Origin of the sequence: Pseudomonas sp. S3E17 (genome assembly GCF_024168685.1) — a bacterium.
Taxonomy (GTDB): domain Bacteria; phylum Pseudomonadota; class Gammaproteobacteria; order Pseudomonadales; family Pseudomonadaceae; genus Aquipseudomonas; species Aquipseudomonas marginalis.
Genome location: NZ_JALJWE010000001.1, coordinates 2154606 through 2169680, shown reverse-complemented (window position 1 = coordinate 2169680; position 15075 = coordinate 2154606). Strand labels below are relative to the sequence as shown.

The following is a 15075-nucleotide window of genomic DNA, read 5'->3' as shown; positions in this document are numbered from 1 at the left end:
AAAGCCAAGTGGCGTGGCAACCGCAACACAAACCCGTACAATGCGGTCATTGTGGCGTTATCGCCATTTCATCCAGCAATCGCCCAGTGTTAAAAGTAGATTCCACGACGTTCGTTCATTTTTCAGCTGCTCGGATTGGGCAGTATTTGCACTTATTCAACAGATGGACGCGCTAACAGGCGCAGGAAAAGACCCGTTTTGAAGAAATCCGCCGCAACACCTAAAGCAGCCGTCGTGCCGGCCTGGCGCCAGCACCTGCACTATCGACTCAAGGAAGGCGCGCTGATCGCTATCGGCGCCCTGTGCCTGTTCCTGATGATGGCCTTGCTCACCTATGGCAAGGACGATCCGGGCTGGAGCCATAACAGCAAGATCGAAGACGTGCAGAACTTCGGTGGGCCTGCCGGTTCCTACAGCGCCGATATCCTGTTCATGGTGCTGGGTTACTTCGCTTACATTTTCCCTTTGCTGCTGGCGATCAAGACCTGGCAGATCTTCCGCCAGCGTCATGAGCCGTGGCAGTGGAGCGGCTGGCTGTTTTCGTGGCGCCTGATCGGCCTGGTATTCCTGGTGCTGTCCGGTGCCGCCCTGGCGCATATTCATTTCCACGCACCTACCGGCCTGCCGGCGGGCGCGGGTGGGGCGCTGGGCGAGAGCCTCGGTGACCTGGCGCGCAAGACCCTGAATATCCAGGGAAGCACCCTGATGTTTATTGCGCTGTTCCTGTTTGGCCTCACCGTGTTCACCGACCTCTCGTGGTTCAAGGTGATGGACGTGACCGGCAAGATCACCCTCGACCTGCTGGAGCTGTTCCAGGGCGCTGCCAACCGCTGGTGGGCCGCCCGGGTCGAACGCAAGCGCATGGTGGCCCAGTTGCGCGAGGTGGACACCCGTGTCAACGAAGTGGTGGCCCCAAGCACACCGGACCGCCGTGAGCAGGCCAAGGTCAAGGAACGCCTGATCGAACGCGAGCAGGCCCTGAGCAAGCACATGTCGGACCGCGAGAAGCAGGTACCGCCGGTGATCGCCCCGGCGCCGCCCAAGCCGGCCGAGCCGAGCCACCGCGTGCAGAAAGAGAAACAGGCGCCGTTGTTTGTCGACAGCGCCGTGGAAGGCACCTTGCCGCCGATCTCGATCCTCGACCCGGCCGAAAAGAAACAGCTCAACTATTCACCTGAGTCCCTGGCGGCCGTCGGCCATCTGCTGGAAATCAAGCTCAAGGAGTTCGGCGTCGAGGTGTCGGTGGACTCGATCCATCCCGGCCCGGTGATTACCCGTTACGAAATCCAGCCGGCTGCCGGCGTCAAGGTCAGTCGCATTTCCAACCTGGCCAAAGACCTGGCGCGCTCCCTGGCCGTGACCAGCGTGCGCGTGGTGGAAGTGATCCCCGGCAAGACCACCGTGGGTATCGAGATTCCCAACGAAGATCGCCAGATCGTGCGCTTCTCCGAAGTGCTGTCGACGCCCGAATACGACAACTTCAAGTCGCCGGTCACCCTGGCCCTGGGCCACGACATTGGCGGCAAGCCGGTGATCACTGACCTCGCCAAAATGCCTCACCTGCTGGTGGCCGGTACCACCGGTTCGGGTAAATCGGTGGGCGTGAACGCGATGATCCTGTCGATCCTGTTCAAGTCCGGCCCGGAAGACGCCAAGCTGATCATGATCGACCCGAAGATGCTCGAGCTGTCGATCTACGAAGGCATTCCGCACCTGCTCTGCCCGGTGGTCACTGACATGAAGGACGCCGCCAACGCCCTGCGCTGGAGCGTGGCCGAGATGGAGCGCCGCTACAAGCTGATGGCGAAGATGGGCGTGCGTAACCTGTCGGGCTTCAACGCCAAGGTCAAGGAAGCCCAGGACGCCGGCACGCCGCTGACCGACCCGCTGTACAAGCGCGAAAGTATCCACGACGAGGCTCCGCTGCTGGGCAAGCTGCCGACCATCGTGGTGGTGGTCGACGAGTTCGCCGACATGATGATGATCGTCGGCAAGAAGGTCGAGGAACTGATCGCCCGTATCGCCCAGAAGGCGCGGGCGGCGGGTATCCACTTGATCCTCGCCACCCAGCGTCCGTCGGTGGACGTGATCACCGGCCTGATCAAGGCCAACATCCCGACTCGCATGGCGTTCCAGGTGTCGAGCAAGATCGACTCACGGACCATCATCGACCAGGGCGGTGCCGAGCAACTGCTGGGCCACGGTGACATGCTCTACATGCCGCCCGGCACCAGCCTGCCGATCCGGGTCCACGGCGCCTTTGTCTCCGACGATGAAGTGCACCGCGTGGTGGAAGCCTGGAAGCTGCGTGGCGCCCCCGAATACAACGACGACATCCTTGCCGGTGTCGAAGAGGCCGGCAGCGGCTTCGACGGTGGCAGCAGCGGTGGCGACGACGATGCCGAAACCGACGCGCTGTACGACGAAGCCGTAGCCTTCGTGCTGGAAAGCCGCCGCGCCTCGATTTCTGCGGTGCAGCGCAAGCTGAAGATCGGCTATAACCGCGCTGCGCGCATGATCGAGGCGATGGAAAACGCTGGCGTCGTCACTGCAATGAACACCAACGGCTCGCGCGAAGTCATCGCCCCCGGGCAGATGCGCGACTGATTCCGTGCCGCGTGGCAGCACGCGGCGCGCCCTTACGACTCAATGAGGACTCCCATGCGTCTTATCCGCATGCTGTTGTTGCCGGCACTGGCCCTGACCGCTGTTTCGGCCCACGCTGACCCGGCCTCCGTCGCCAGCCTGAAAAACCTGTTGGACAAATCCCAGACCCTGACCGCGCGCTTCTCCCAGCTCACCCTGGATGCCGGTGGCACCCAGTTGCAGGAAACCGCCGGCGAGATGGCCGTGCAGCGCCCAGGGCTGTTCTACTGGCACACCGAAGGCAAGGCCGAGCAGACCATCGTCTCGGACGGCCAGAAAGTCACCCTGTGGGACCCGGACCTGGAGCAGGCCACCATCAAGAAGCTCGACCCGCGCCTGAACCAGACGCCGGCGCTGCTGCTGTCGGGCGATGTGTCGAAAATCAACGACAGCTTCGACATCACCTCCAAGCAGACCAGCAACGTGATCGAGTTCACCCTCAAGCCGAAATCCAAGGACACGTTGTTTGACACGCTGTCCCTGTCGTTCGGCAACGGCGTGATCAACAACATGCGCCTGGTCGACAGCGTCGGCCAGCGCACCGATATCCTGTTCTCCGGGGTCAAGGCCAACCAGCCGGTACCGGCGTCCAAGTTCAAGTTCGACATCCCCAAGGGTGCCGACGTGATCCAGGAATAAACTGCCCAGAGGTTTCAAGCGCTGCCCATGGATCTGTTTCGAAGTGACCCGATTGCCCAGCCTTTGGCCGCGCGCCTGCGCTCGACCAACCTGGATGAGTACGTCGGTCAGGAACACCTGCTCGCTCGTGGCAAGCCGTTGCGCGAAGCCCTGGAGCAGGGTGCGCTGCACTCGATGATTTTCTGGGGGCCGCCGGGCGTGGGTAAGACCACCCTGGCGCGGCTGCTGGCAAAAGTCTCGGATGCGCACTTCGAAACGGTCTCGGCCGTGCTGGCCGGGGTCAAGGAGATCCGCCAGGCTGTCGAGGTGGCCAAGCAGCAGGCCGGGCAGTACGGCAAGCGCACCATCCTGTTTGTCGACGAAGTGCATCGCTTCAACAAGTCGCAGCAGGATGCGTTTTTGCCCTACGTCGAGGATGGCACGCTGATTTTTATCGGGGCCACCACCGAAAACCCTTCGTTTGAGTTGAACAACGCGTTGCTCTCGCGGGCGCGGGTCTATGTGCTCAAGAGCCTCGACGAAGCCGCGATGCAAAAGCTGTTGCACCGTGCCTTGAGCGAAGACAAGGGCCTGGGCAAGCGTCAGCTGAGCCTCAGCGATGAAGGCTTCAAGATCCTGCTAAGCGCCGCCGATGGTGATGGCCGGCGCTTTCTCAACCTGCTGGAGAACGCCTCCGACCTCGCCGAAGACGGCAGCGAGATTGGCGTCGACCTGCTGCAAAGCCTGCTCGGCGATACGCGTCGGCGTTTCGACAAGGGCGGCGAAGCCTTCTACGACCAGATTTCGGCGCTGCACAAGTCCGTGCGTGGCTCCAACCCGGACGGCGCGCTGTATTGGTTTGCGCGCATGATCGACGGCGGCTGCGACCCGCTGTACCTGGCGCGCCGCGTGGTGCGCATGGCCAGTGAAGACATCGGCAACGCCGACCCGCGCGCCCTGAGCCTGTGCCTGGCCGCCTGGGAAGTGCAGGAGCGCCTCGGCAGCCCGGAAGGCGAGCTGGCGGTGGCCCAGGCCATCACGTACCTGGCCTGCGCGCCGAAAAGCAACGCGGTGTACATGGGCTTCAAGTCCGCCCTGCGTGCCGCCGCCGAACACGGCTCCCTCGAAGTGCCGCTGCACCTGCGTAATGCGCCGACCAAGTTGATGAAACAACTGGGCTACGGTGATGAGTACCGCTATGCCCATGATGAGCCGGACGCCTATGCCGCCGGCGAAGACTATTTCCCCGATGAGCTTGAGCCGCAGCCGTTCTACCAGCCGGTGCCCCGTGGCCTGGAGCTGAAGATCGGTGAAAAGCTCAATCACCTCGCCCAACTCGACCGCCTCAGCCCCAAACAGCGGAGAAAGTAGTGTTCAAGACGATTCTTGCCGTGTCCGCAGCTGGCATCGCTGGTACATTATTGCGTTTCGCCACCGGTACGTGGGTGAGCGCCAATTGGCCGAAGTATTTTTATGCGGCGACCCTGGCGGTCAACCTGGTGGGTTGCCTGATCATCGGGTTGTTGTACGGCTGGTTCCTGTTGCGCCCGGAAGTACCGATTGAAATTCGCGCCGGCTTGATTGTCGGCTTTGTAGGCGGTCTGACGACCTTTTCATCCTTTTCACTGGATACGTTGCGCCTGCTGGAAAGCGGGCAGGCCCTGGTCGCCTTCGGGTACCTGGGCATCAGCGTGTTCGGCGGGCTGCTCGCCACCTGGGCCGGCCTGTCCTTGACCAAACTTTGATAAACGAGAGACCGACATGCTCGATTCCAAACTGTTACGTAGCAACCTTCAGGACGTAGCGGACCGCCTGGCATCCCGTGGCTTTGCCTTGGATGTTGCGCGCATCGAAGCGCTGGAAGAACAGCGCAAGACCGTCCAGACCCGCACCGAAGCACTGCAGGCTGAGCGGAATGCGCGTTCCAAATCCATCGGTCAGGCCAAGCAACGTGGCGAAGACATCGCGCCGTTGATGGCGGACGTCGAGCGCATGGGCACCGAGCTGTCCGACGGCAAGGTCGAGCTGGAAGGCATTCAGTCCGAGCTGGATTCGATCCTGCTGGGCATCCCCAACCTGCCGCACGAGTCCGTGCCGATTGGCGAAGACGAAGACGGCAACGTCGAAGTGCGTCGCTGGGGCACGCCAACGGCCTTTGATTTCGAGATCAAGGACCACGTCGCCCTGGGCGAATTGACCGGTGGCCTGGATTTCGAAACCGCCGCCAAGATGTCCGGTGCGCGCTTTGCCTTGCTGCGCGGCCCGATTGCACGCATGCACCGTGCCCTGGCGCAGTTCATGATCAACCTGCACACCGGCGAGCACGGTTACGAAGAGGCTTACACGCCGTACCTGGTGCAGGCGCCGGCGCTGATGGGCACCAGCCAACTGCCGAAGTTCGAGGAAGACCTGTTCAAGATCAGCCGCGATGGCGAAGCCGATCTGTACCTGATCCCGACCGCCGAAGTGTCGCTGACCAATATCGTTGCCGGCGAGATCCTCGACGCCAGGCAACTGCCGCTCAAGTTCGTCGCCCACAGCCCGTGCTTCCGCAGTGAAGCCGGTGCGTCGGGGCGTGACACCCGCGGCATGATCCGCCAGCACCAGTTCGACAAGGTCGAGATGGTGCAAGTGGTCGAGCCGTCGACCTCCATGGACGCCCTGGAAGGCCTGACCGCCAACGCCGAACGCGTCCTGCAGCTGCTGGAGCTGCCGTACCGCGTCCTGGCGCTGTGCACCGGCGACATGGGCTTCAGCGCCGTGAAGACCTACGACCTCGAAGTGTGGGTACCCAGCCAGGACAAATACCGCGAGATTTCGTCGTGCTCCAACTGCGGTGATTTCCAGGCCCGGCGCATGCAGGCGCGTTTCCGTAACCCGGAAACCGGCAAGCCGGAGCTGGTGCACACTCTCAACGGTTCGGGCCTGGCTGTAGGTCGCACCCTGGTGGCCGTGCTGGAAAACTACCAGCAGGCTGACGGTTCGATCCGCGTACCTGAAGTGCTCAAGCCTTACATGGCGGGCGTCGAGGTCATCCGCTAAATGGAATTCCTGCCGCTGTTTCATAACCTGCGCGGCAGTCGTGTGCTGGTCGTCGGCGGGGGGGAGATTGCCTTGCGCAAATCCCGCCTGCTGGCTGACGCCGGCGCCGTGCTGCGGGTGGTTGCTCCCCAGATCGAAGACCAGTTGCGCGAGTTGGTGCAGGGCAGTGGCGGGGAATTGATTCTGCGCGGTTACCAGGAGGCCGACCTGGAAGGCTGCACCCTGATTATCGCGGCGACCGACGACGAGCCACTGAACGCGCAAGTGTCCAGTGACGCCAAGCGTCGTTGCGTACCGGTCAATGTGGTGGACGCGCCGGCCTTGTGCAGCGTGATCTTCCCCGCGATCGTCGACCGTTCGCCCTTGGTGATCGCGGTGTCCAGCGGCGGCGATGCGCCGGTGCTGGCGCGCTTGATCCGGGCCAAGCTGGAAACCTGGATTCCGTCCACCTACGGCCAACTGGCCGGGCTGGCGGCGCGCTTTCGTGCCCAGGTCAAAGGCTTGTACCCGGATGTGCAGCAGCGTCGGGCATTTTGGGAGGAAGTGTTCCAGGGCCCGATTGCCGACCGTCAGTTGGCCGGGCAGGGCGATGAGGCTGAGCGTCTGTTGATCGAAAAGGTCAACGGCGCACCGCCTTATGCGCCGGGCGAGGTATATCTGGTCGGTGCCGGCCCAGGCGACCCGGACCTGCTGACCTTCCGTGCCCTGCGCCTGATGCAGCAAGCCGACGTGGTGCTGTACGACCGTTTGGTGGCGCCGGCGATTCTGGAACTGTGCCGTCGTGATGCCGAGCGCATCTACGTCGGCAAGCGCCGCGCCGACCACGCCGTGCCGCAAGACCAGATCAACCAGCAACTGGTGGACCTGGCCAAGCAAGGCAAGCGCGTGCTGCGCCTCAAGGGGGGCGATCCGTTCATCTTTGGTCGTGGCGGTGAAGAAATCGAGGAACTGGCGGCCCATGGCATCCCGTTCCAGGTGGTGCCGGGGATCACCGCAGCCAGTGGTTGCGCGGCGTACGCCGGGATTCCGCTGACCCATCGCGACTACGCGCAGTCGGTACGCTTTATCACCGGGCACTTGAAGAACGGGACGTCGGACCTGCCTTGGAGTGACCTGGTAGGGCCGTCGCAGACCCTGGTGTTCTACATGGGCTTGATTGGCTTGCCGATCATCTGTGAGCAACTGATCAAGCATGGGCGTGCCGCGGATACCCCGGCGGCGTTGATCCAGCAGGGCACCACGTCCAACCAGCGCGTGTTTACCGGCACCCTGGCAGACTTGCCGCGCATGGTGGCGGAGCATGAAGTGCATGCGCCGACGCTGGTGATTGTCGGTGAGGTGGTGGTGCTGCGCGAGAAGTTGAAGTGGTTTGAAGGCGCCCAATCACAAGTCTAGTACTTGCACACACATCAACTGTAGGAGTGAGCTTGCTCGCGAAAATCGTCAACGATAACGCGCCCATCCTGAATGCACGCGGTGTTTTTGAGTTCTTCGCGAGCAAGCTCGCTCCTACGGGTTTTGTATCAGCTCCAAACGCCTTTGCTGGTTAGCTTCACTCGATCATGCCCGGCATCAAACGCCTGCAACGGCCCCTTCGGCACAATCGCCGTCGGGTTGATGGTGCGGTGGCTCCCATAGTAATGCCCCTTGATGTGCTCGAAATCCACCGTCTCGGCCACGCCTGGCCACTGATACATCTCCCTCAGCCAATTCGACAGGTTCGAATAATCGGCAATCCGCCGCAGATTGCATTTGAAGTGGCTGTAATACACCGCATCAAAACGAATCAGCGTGGTGAACAAGCGCACATCCGCCTCGGTCAGGTATTCGCCGGCCAGGTAGCGATGATCGCCCAGGTGCTGCTCCAGGTGGTCCAGTTCGGCAAATACATCGTCAAACGCGCTTTCATAGGCTTTTTGTGAGGTGGCAAAGCCTGCGCGATACACGCCATTGTTCACGGCCGGGTAGATCCGCTCGTTGAGCCCATCGATGGTCGCGCGCAGCGGCTTGGGGTAGAAGTCCAGGGTGTTGCCGGTCAGGCCGTTGAACGCGCTGTTGAACATGCGGATGATCTCCGCCGATTCATTGCTGACGATGCGGTTGAGCTGCTTGTCCCACAGCACCGGCACGGTGACGCGGCCGGTGTAGTCGGCGGTGTCGGCGGTATAGCGCTGGTGCATGAATTCGAAACCATCGAGCTTATCGCCGGTGGAGCCGTGGGCCTTGTCGAAGGTCCAGCCGTTTTCCAGCATCAGCCAGCTGACCACGGACACGTCGATCACGCTTTCCAGGCCCTTGAGCTTGCGCAGGATCAGGGTGCGGTGGGCCCAGGGGCAGGCCAGGGACACATAGAGGTGATAACGACCGGCCTCGGCCTTGAAGCCGCCTTCGCCGCTGGGCCCAGGCTGGCCATCGGCGGTCACCCAGTGGCGGCGCTGGGCCTGTTCGCGCTGGAAAGCGCCATCTGCGCTACTTTCGTACCACTGGTCTTTCCAGTGTCCTTCGATCAGCAAACCCATGACTGGCTCCTTGGCTAATAAGCGTTGGAGCCCAGTCTAAAGGGATGAGTTCGAACTAAAAGCGCAAAGACCGGGCGTGAATGATCGATTAAATCGATTTGTCCCGTGCATCCCAGTATTGCCGGGCCAATTCGAACGCCTGTTCCCGTGGGTGGCCGAGGCCGCGCAAGGCCAGGGCCATGGTGGCGATCAGCGCCAGTTGCGGGTAGCTGTCCTCTACGTCGCCGCGCCACACGGCCTTCAGGTGATCAGGCTCCAGGGTTGCCGGCTTGACGTGGCGCTGGTCGGAGAGGGCGGGCCATTCTTCATCCCAGCTTTCGCCACCGGTGGTGCCATAGAGGTGGCTGATCGTGTCGGGGTTGATCTCGACTTCGCCGCCGTCGCCCTTGACCACGATCACATGGTCGCCAAGCAGGCCGCTGGCATCGCGGTGCACGCCCTGGTAACCGGGGTGGAAAATGCTTTGCAGGCCGCAGCGCGCATTCAGCGGGTTGAGCAGGCGCGCCAGGGAGTGGATCGGCGAGCGCAGGCCGAGGGTGTTGCGCAGGTCGATCATGCGTTGCAGTTGCGGTGCCCAGTCGCCCAGCGGGATAAACGCCAGGTTGCCTTGTTCAAACGCCGTCCCGACCTGCTGCCAATTGCGGCACAGCGGGATGTGCAGGGTTTCGAGCAATTGTTCGGTGTACAGCCGGCCCGCCGTGTGTGCGCCGCCGCCGTGCATGAGGATGCGCACGCCATGTTGCGCCAGGCACTTGGCGGCCAGCAGGAACCACGGCAGGTGGCGCTTCTTGCCGGCGTAGGTCGGCCAGTCGATGTCCACATTCAGCGCGGGGGCGTCCAGGCGTTCACGCACGGCTTCGGTAAAACCGGCGAGTTCTTCCGGGCTTTCTTCCTTGTGGCGCAGCAGCATCAGGAAGGCGCCGAGCTGGGTGTCTTCAACTTTTTCGTCGAGCAGCATGCCCATGGCTTCGCGGGCCTCTTCGCGGGTGAGGTTGCGCGCGCCGCGCTTGCCTTTGCCCAGGATGCGCACGAACTGCGCAAACGGATGCTCGGCAGGGGTTTCAAGGGTCAATGGGGCAAAGTCGGTCATAAGCAATTCGTCGGCCGGGGCAGGCCCGCCAACTTGGCGGCGAGTTTGGCGGGAGTGCCGTTGAACAGTGTGTTGAGGTGCAGGCTGTTGCCCTTTTGCGGGCCCAGCTTCAAGGCGGTGTACTTGATCAGCGGGCGCGTGGCGGGGGACAGCTGGAATTCGGCATAGAACTGGCGCAGCAGCTCGAGGACCTGCCAATGATCCGGGGTCAGCTCCAGGGCCTCGGCGGCAGCCAGGGCCTCGGCCACCTCAGGGGACCATTCGTTCAGGTCGACGAGGTAACCGTCCTTGTCCAGTTCGAGGGTACGCGCGCCTACGGTCAGGGTGTTCATAGCCAGGTGTTGACCTTGCAATAGTCGAGCGACAGCTGCACGAAACCCGGGTAGTCCACGCTGTCGGCCCAGTCCGGCAGCGGCAGATTGCGCGCTTGCATGTCTTCCGCCAGCACGAACACCTTCACGCCCTTGGTGCGCAGGGCCGGGTCGTGCAGCCCGTAGGCGCCATCGCCGCAGAGCAGGATCGCATCCTCGGCGCCACAGATACGCAGGCAACTGGCGAGGCGGCTATCGGTAAAAGGAGAGTGAGATACCACATGTAAAGTCGACATCAGAGGGTTATCACCTGGTCGTAACGGTCAATCAGCCTGGAGATCGCTTCGCTGTCCAGCGACTGGGCATTGGCCGGCTGCGTCAGCCCGCGCTCACCCAGGCTATGGCGGCAGGCGAATACCTCATCGATGCCGAACAGGCCCAAGGCCTGCAGATTGGCGCTGAGGTCTTTTTGCTGCACGGCCTTGGCGTCCTGGTGCGGCGCCAGTTGGAACACGCCGTCATCCATGAACAGCACGCCGATCGGCAGATCAAACGCGCCCCCGGCCAGCACGATATCCAGCGCTTCGCGCGCGCTCGGCCCGGACCAGGGCGCCTGGCGGCTGATCACTAGCAAGGATTTGGACATGTCACGGCCCTCCAAAACAGATCAGGCGGTCGGCGGCCTGGGTGGCGTCGTGCAATTGCCCCAGGCCCGACAACGCCCAGGGCGCATCCAGGTTGGCCGCGCTGCGTTGATAGCGCGTGGCTTCTTCGGCATTCAGCACGCCACGACGCAAGGCGGCGGCGATGCAGACCACGCCGTCGAGTTGATGCACATTGACCAACTCGCGCCATTGGCGGGCGATGTCCTGCTCATCCTGGGGCGCAACGAGGGTGTTGGAGGCGTTGTAGACCCCGTCCTGATAGAAAAACAGCCGCACAATCTCATGCCCGCCGGCCAACGCTGCCTGTGCAAACAGCAGGGCGCGGCGCGAGGAGGGCGCGTGGGCGGCGGAAAACACTGCAATCGCAAACTTCATGGAACACTCTGCAAGCAAACGTGGGGCAATGATAAAGCCGCTGCCACGAAAAAGCCCGCCATGATCAAAACGGTCACCCTCGATGATCGTTCTGACGATTGCCGGTAGGCGCCAGGCTGCCTAGTCTGTGGCAATCCGAAACCCAAATGGAGTCTCCATGTCAGGTCCCTTGGCGTCCCTCAAAGTGCTGGATTTTTCCACCTTGCTGCCCGGCCCGTTTGCTTCCTTGATGCTGGCGGACATGGGCGCCGAGGTACTGCGCATCGAGTCCCCCACGCGCATGGACCTGCTGCGGGTGCTGCCGCCCCATGACCGGGGGACTTCGGCCAGCCATGCCTATCTCAATCGCAACAAACGCAGCCTGGCGCTGGATTTGAAGCAGGCCCAGGCGCTGGAGATCGTGCGCGAACTGGTCAAGGACTACGACATTGTCCTCGAACAATTTCGCCCCGGCGTGATGGAACGCCTGGGTCTGGGGTACGAGGCGCTGAAGGCGATCAACCCGCGGCTGATTTATGTGTCGATCACCGGGTACGGCCAGACCGGGCCCTATAAGGACCGCGCCGGGCATGACATCAACTACCTGGCGCTGGCCGGGGTCGCCAGTTACACCGGACGCCGGGACAGCGGGCCACTGCCCTTGGGCGTGCAGTTGGCGGACGTGGGCGGCGGTTCGCTGCATGCGGTGGTGGGGCTGCTGGCGGCCGTTATCGCCCGTCAGCAAAGTGGGGTCGGGCAATACCTGGATGTGAGCATGACCGATTGCTCGTTCAGCCTGAATGCCATGGCCGGCGCGGGTTACCTGGCGTGTGGTGTGGAGCCTGAGCGGGAGGGCCATGTGCTCAATGGCGGGAGTTTCTACGATTACTATCGCTCGCGAGATGGGCGCTGGATGTCGGTCGGCAGCCTGGAACCGGCTTTCATGCAGCAATTGTGTGAAGCGTTGGGCCGCCCGGAGTTGGCCGCGCAGGGCTTGAAGCCTGAGCAGCAGCCGGCGCTTAAGCAGGCCTTGCAGGTGGAGTTCGAGAAGCGCAGTTTCGAGCAATTGTGCGAGCTGTTTGCCGGGGTGGATGCCTGCGTGGAGCCGGTGCTGACACTCAGCGAAGCCGTGGCCCATCCGCAACTGAAGGCGCGGGCGCTGGTCAGCCAGGTGCCCAGGGGCGACGGCTCGAGCCAGGCGCAGATGGCCTGCCCGTTGAAGTTTTCGGAAGGGTTGCCAGCGTCCCGGCACATTGGCGTCGCCGTGGGCGCGCACAGTGATGAAGTGTTGGCGGAGCTGGGCTTGAGCCCGCAGCGCATCAGCGAGCTGCGCAGCTCCAAGGTGATTATGTAGTGGCTGGGCGGACGCTATCGGGAGCAAGCCCCCTCCCACAGGTTGATCGTATTCACAGGCCTGAATGTGGGAGGGGGCTTGCTCCCGATGAGGCCTTTATTCCACCCTGGTTTCGCCGGTAAACACCAAGGTCTGCCGACACCGCCTGCACAAATACCGCCGCCCCTGAGCCACCATGCCATGGCGTTGCGACGAAAACGGGAAGTCGCTGTCGGCACACGGGCACCGGTAGATATAACGGGTCACCTGGCGACGCTTAACGGCATAGGTGTGGCAGCGGTCCGGCGGCAGTTCGTAGACCCCACGCATGATCAGTTGCCATTCCTCGCCATGGGGCTGGATGCGCTCGCCAAACAATTGGTGGGCAATCAGGTGCGCCACCTCATGGGCCACGGTCTGTTTCAGGAAGTGTTGGCTGTTTTCTCGGTACAACTGTGGGTTGAAGCGCAGCAGGTTCTCGTGCAAATGCGCGACACCGGCCTTCTGGCCCCGCAGCTTGAGGCTGACCTGGGGGCGTTTGAAGCTTCGTTTGAAAAAGGATTCGGCTTGCAGGAAACAATCTTCGACGCGGGTATTGAGTTGCTCGGGCATGCTGTACATATCTCCAGAGACGTCCAGTATGCCGCAAAGCGGGGTGTTTCCGAATCTGTCAGGCGCCGAATGGTCATCCATCATGTACAAAGCCACCTTGCGGTGGCCTTGCCTTTGCCATTGAACGGGTCAGTTCGTGTAGATCGGCCCCACGCCCAGGCCCCAGACGATCACGGTGAACGCCATGATCGCCACCAGCACCACCAGCCCTACGGCCAGTATCGAACTGGAAAACAGGAAGCCTTCATCCGGGTCGATGCTCATGAAGGTCGGTACGCCGACATACAGCAGGTACACCGTGTAGCAGATCGCCGCAGTGCCCACCACCATGCCCAGCCACATATGCGGGTAGAGCGCCGCCAGCCCGCCGATGAACAGCGGGGTCGCGGTATAGGTGGCAAACGCCACGCACCGCGCCATGCTGGGGTTGGCGTCGTAGGTGCGGGCCATCCAGTGAATGAACGCGCCCATCACTGCTACGCCGCCGAGCATGGCCGCGTAGGACATGAGGGTCATCCACAGCGCACTTTCCTGGGTCAGCATGACCGGGGAGCGGTTGCCGATGACCCAGCCGACCTGGGTGGTGCCGATAAAAGCCGATACGGCGGGGATCGCCGCAAGAATCAGGGTGTGAGTGAGGTACATGTGGCCGATGCTTTCTTCTTTATCGCCACGAATTTCCCGCCATTCCTGGTCGGGATGGGTAAACAGCCCCACGACGTGATGGATCATGCCAGTCACTCCTGTCGTTATTACCATCGCCCCCCATCGGAGCGCCCACGGGCCAAATGGCCACAAAGGTCTGGATATATGTGTGCGACCTCAAGTCGCAGTATAGGAAGGGATGACCGGAATAACCGTAGGGCCTTTAGAGCAAATTGCGCTGTAAACAAGGGGCCTAATCGCGGCGGGGTCTTTTACTGTTAGCCCTTTAGCTGTTTTTTTTGCGTAAAATACCCGGCTTTTCGTCACACACCTCCAGCGGATCCAAGCGCCATGGGCACTCTTACGGTCAACCAGAACAAACTGCAAAAACGCCTGCGCCGCCTGGCCGGTGAGGCAGTCGCCGATTTCAACATGATCGAGGACGGCGACAAGGTCATGGTCTGCCTCTCCGGCGGCAAAGACAGCTACACCATGCTCGACGTGCTGCTGCACCTGCAAAAGGTCGCGCCGATCAAGTTCGAGATCGTTGCCGTCAACATGGACCAGAAACAACCGGGCTTCCCCGAGCACGTGCTGCCGGCCTACCTCAAGGCGCTGGGCGTCGAGTACCACATCGTTGAAAAAGACACCTATTCGGTGGTCAAGGAACTGATTCCTGAAGGCAAGACCACCTGCTCGCTATGCTCGCGCCTGCGCCGTGGCACGCTCTACACCTTTGCCGATGAGATCGGGGCGACCAAGATGGCCCTGGGTCACCACCGCGACGATATCGTCGAGACCTTCTTCCTCAATATGTTCTTCAACGGCTCGCTCAAGGCCATGCCGCCCAAGTTGCGCGCCGATGACGGGCGCAACGTGGTGATCCGCCCGCTGGCGTATTGCAACGAGAAGGACATCCAGGCTTATTCCGACTTCAAGCAATTCCCGATCATCCCGTGCAACCTGTGCGGCTCCCAGGAAAACCTGCAGCGCCAGGTGGTCAAGGACATGCTGGTGGATTGGGAGCGCAAGACCCCCGGGCGTACCGAAAGTATCTTCCGCAGCCTGCAGAACGTGCAGCCGTCGCAATTGGCCGACCGCAACCTGTTCGACTTCACCAGCCTGAAAATCGATGAGACTGCCGCGCCGCGTTTCGTCAATGTTGTGAACCTCTGAGCTCATTCAACGCTCTGACACACGGCGCTCGCGGGCGCCGTTTTCAATTCCATTGCCAGCATTC

The 15075-nt window shown here is 62.1% G+C and carries 16 protein-coding genes; 8 read left to right on the top strand and 8 right to left on the bottom strand.

From position 1 onward, the window contains the following. Positions 1-198: 198 nt before the first annotated feature. From J3D60_RS09390 to cysG, 6 genes are read left to right on the top strand one after another with little or no spacing between them, the layout of a single operon-like run. A complete protein-coding gene (locus J3D60_RS09390) occupies positions 199-2607 on the top strand; it encodes a DNA translocase FtsK (protein WP_027606342.1) in 2409 nt (802 codons plus the stop codon). A 54-nt stretch (positions 2608-2661) separates the two neighbouring features. Then, on the top strand, positions 2662-3285 hold the full coding sequence (gene lolA / locus J3D60_RS09385) for an outer membrane lipoprotein chaperone LolA (protein WP_016975527.1): 624 nt from the start codon (positions 2662-2664) through the stop codon (positions 3283-3285). Between the two features lie 27 nt (positions 3286-3312). Further along, positions 3313-4635, top strand: a complete 1323-nt coding sequence (locus tag J3D60_RS09380; RefSeq protein ID WP_027606344.1) for a replication-associated recombination protein A — start codon at positions 3313-3315, stop codon at positions 4633-4635. Then, on the top strand, positions 4635-5009 hold the full coding sequence (crcB, locus tag J3D60_RS09375) for a fluoride efflux transporter CrcB (RefSeq protein ID WP_253491076.1): 375 nt from the start codon (positions 4635-4637) through the stop codon (positions 5007-5009). Before J3D60_RS09380 ends, crcB begins: the two co-directional genes overlap by 1 nt. 16 nt (positions 5010-5025) lie before the next feature. Beyond that, a complete protein-coding gene (gene serS, locus J3D60_RS09370) occupies positions 5026-6306 on the top strand; it encodes a serine--tRNA ligase (RefSeq protein WP_065940065.1) in 1281 nt (426 codons plus the stop codon). Next, on the top strand, positions 6307-7701 hold the full coding sequence (gene cysG, locus J3D60_RS09365) for a siroheme synthase CysG (RefSeq protein WP_253491074.1): 1395 nt from the start codon (positions 6307-6309) through the stop codon (positions 7699-7701). Positions 7702-7829: 128 nt separating this feature from the next. Here cysG and J3D60_RS09360 read toward each other — a convergent pair whose 3' ends face one another. From J3D60_RS09360 to tusD, 6 genes are all read right to left on the bottom strand, one after another. Next, complete coding sequence (locus tag J3D60_RS09360) at positions 7830-8825, bottom strand: glutathione S-transferase family protein (protein ID WP_065940063.1); 996 nt, start codon at positions 8823-8825, stop codon at positions 7830-7832. An 88-nt stretch (positions 8826-8913) separates the two neighbouring features. After that, positions 8914-9915, bottom strand: a complete 1002-nt coding sequence (locus tag J3D60_RS09355; RefSeq protein ID WP_253491072.1) for a glycosyl transferase family protein — start codon at positions 9913-9915, stop codon at positions 8914-8916. Beyond that, positions 9912-10247: a TusE/DsrC/DsvC family sulfur relay protein gene (locus tag J3D60_RS09350; RefSeq protein WP_065940061.1), complete on the bottom strand. Its 336-nt coding sequence runs from the start codon at positions 10245-10247 to the stop codon at positions 9912-9914. Before J3D60_RS09350 ends, J3D60_RS09355 begins: the two co-directional genes overlap by 4 nt. Continuing rightward, positions 10244-10522, bottom strand: coding sequence for a sulfurtransferase complex subunit TusB (gene tusB / locus J3D60_RS09345; RefSeq protein WP_253491070.1), 279 nt, complete (start codon positions 10520-10522; stop codon positions 10244-10246). The genes J3D60_RS09350 and tusB overlap by 4 nt, the downstream gene beginning before the upstream one ends. Next, on the bottom strand, positions 10522-10872 hold the full coding sequence (tusC, locus tag J3D60_RS09340) for a sulfurtransferase complex subunit TusC (RefSeq protein ID WP_027606352.1): 351 nt from the start codon (positions 10870-10872) through the stop codon (positions 10522-10524). Before tusC ends, tusB begins: the two co-directional genes overlap by 1 nt. Position 10873: 1 nt before the next feature. Beyond that, positions 10874-11266, bottom strand: coding sequence for a sulfurtransferase complex subunit TusD (gene tusD / locus J3D60_RS09335; RefSeq protein ID WP_253491068.1), 393 nt, complete (start codon positions 11264-11266; stop codon positions 10874-10876). Between the two features lie 157 nt (positions 11267-11423). Here tusD and J3D60_RS09330 point away from each other — a divergent pair, with 157 nt between their 5' ends. Beyond that, a complete protein-coding gene (locus J3D60_RS09330) occupies positions 11424-12599 on the top strand; it encodes a CaiB/BaiF CoA-transferase family protein (RefSeq protein WP_065940058.1) in 1176 nt (391 codons plus the stop codon). 96 nt (positions 12600-12695) lie between these two features. Here J3D60_RS09330 and J3D60_RS09325 read toward each other — a convergent pair whose 3' ends face one another. Beyond that, positions 12696-13190: a SprT family zinc-dependent metalloprotease gene (locus J3D60_RS09325; protein WP_027606355.1), complete on the bottom strand. Its 495-nt coding sequence runs from the start codon at positions 13188-13190 to the stop codon at positions 12696-12698. A 129-nt stretch (positions 13191-13319) separates the two neighbouring features. Beyond that, positions 13320-13922, bottom strand: a complete 603-nt coding sequence (locus tag J3D60_RS09320) for a Yip1 family protein (RefSeq protein WP_027606356.1) — start codon at positions 13920-13922, stop codon at positions 13320-13322. A gap of 264 nt (positions 13923-14186) precedes the next feature. On the opposite strand from J3D60_RS09320, the gene ttcA reads away from it, so the two are divergent. Beyond that, positions 14187-15011 (top strand): tRNA 2-thiocytidine(32) synthetase TtcA, encoded by an 825-nt coding sequence (ttcA, locus tag J3D60_RS09315; protein ID WP_065940057.1) that lies wholly within the window; start codon positions 14187-14189, stop codon positions 15009-15011. Positions 15012-15075 lie beyond the last annotated feature (64 nt).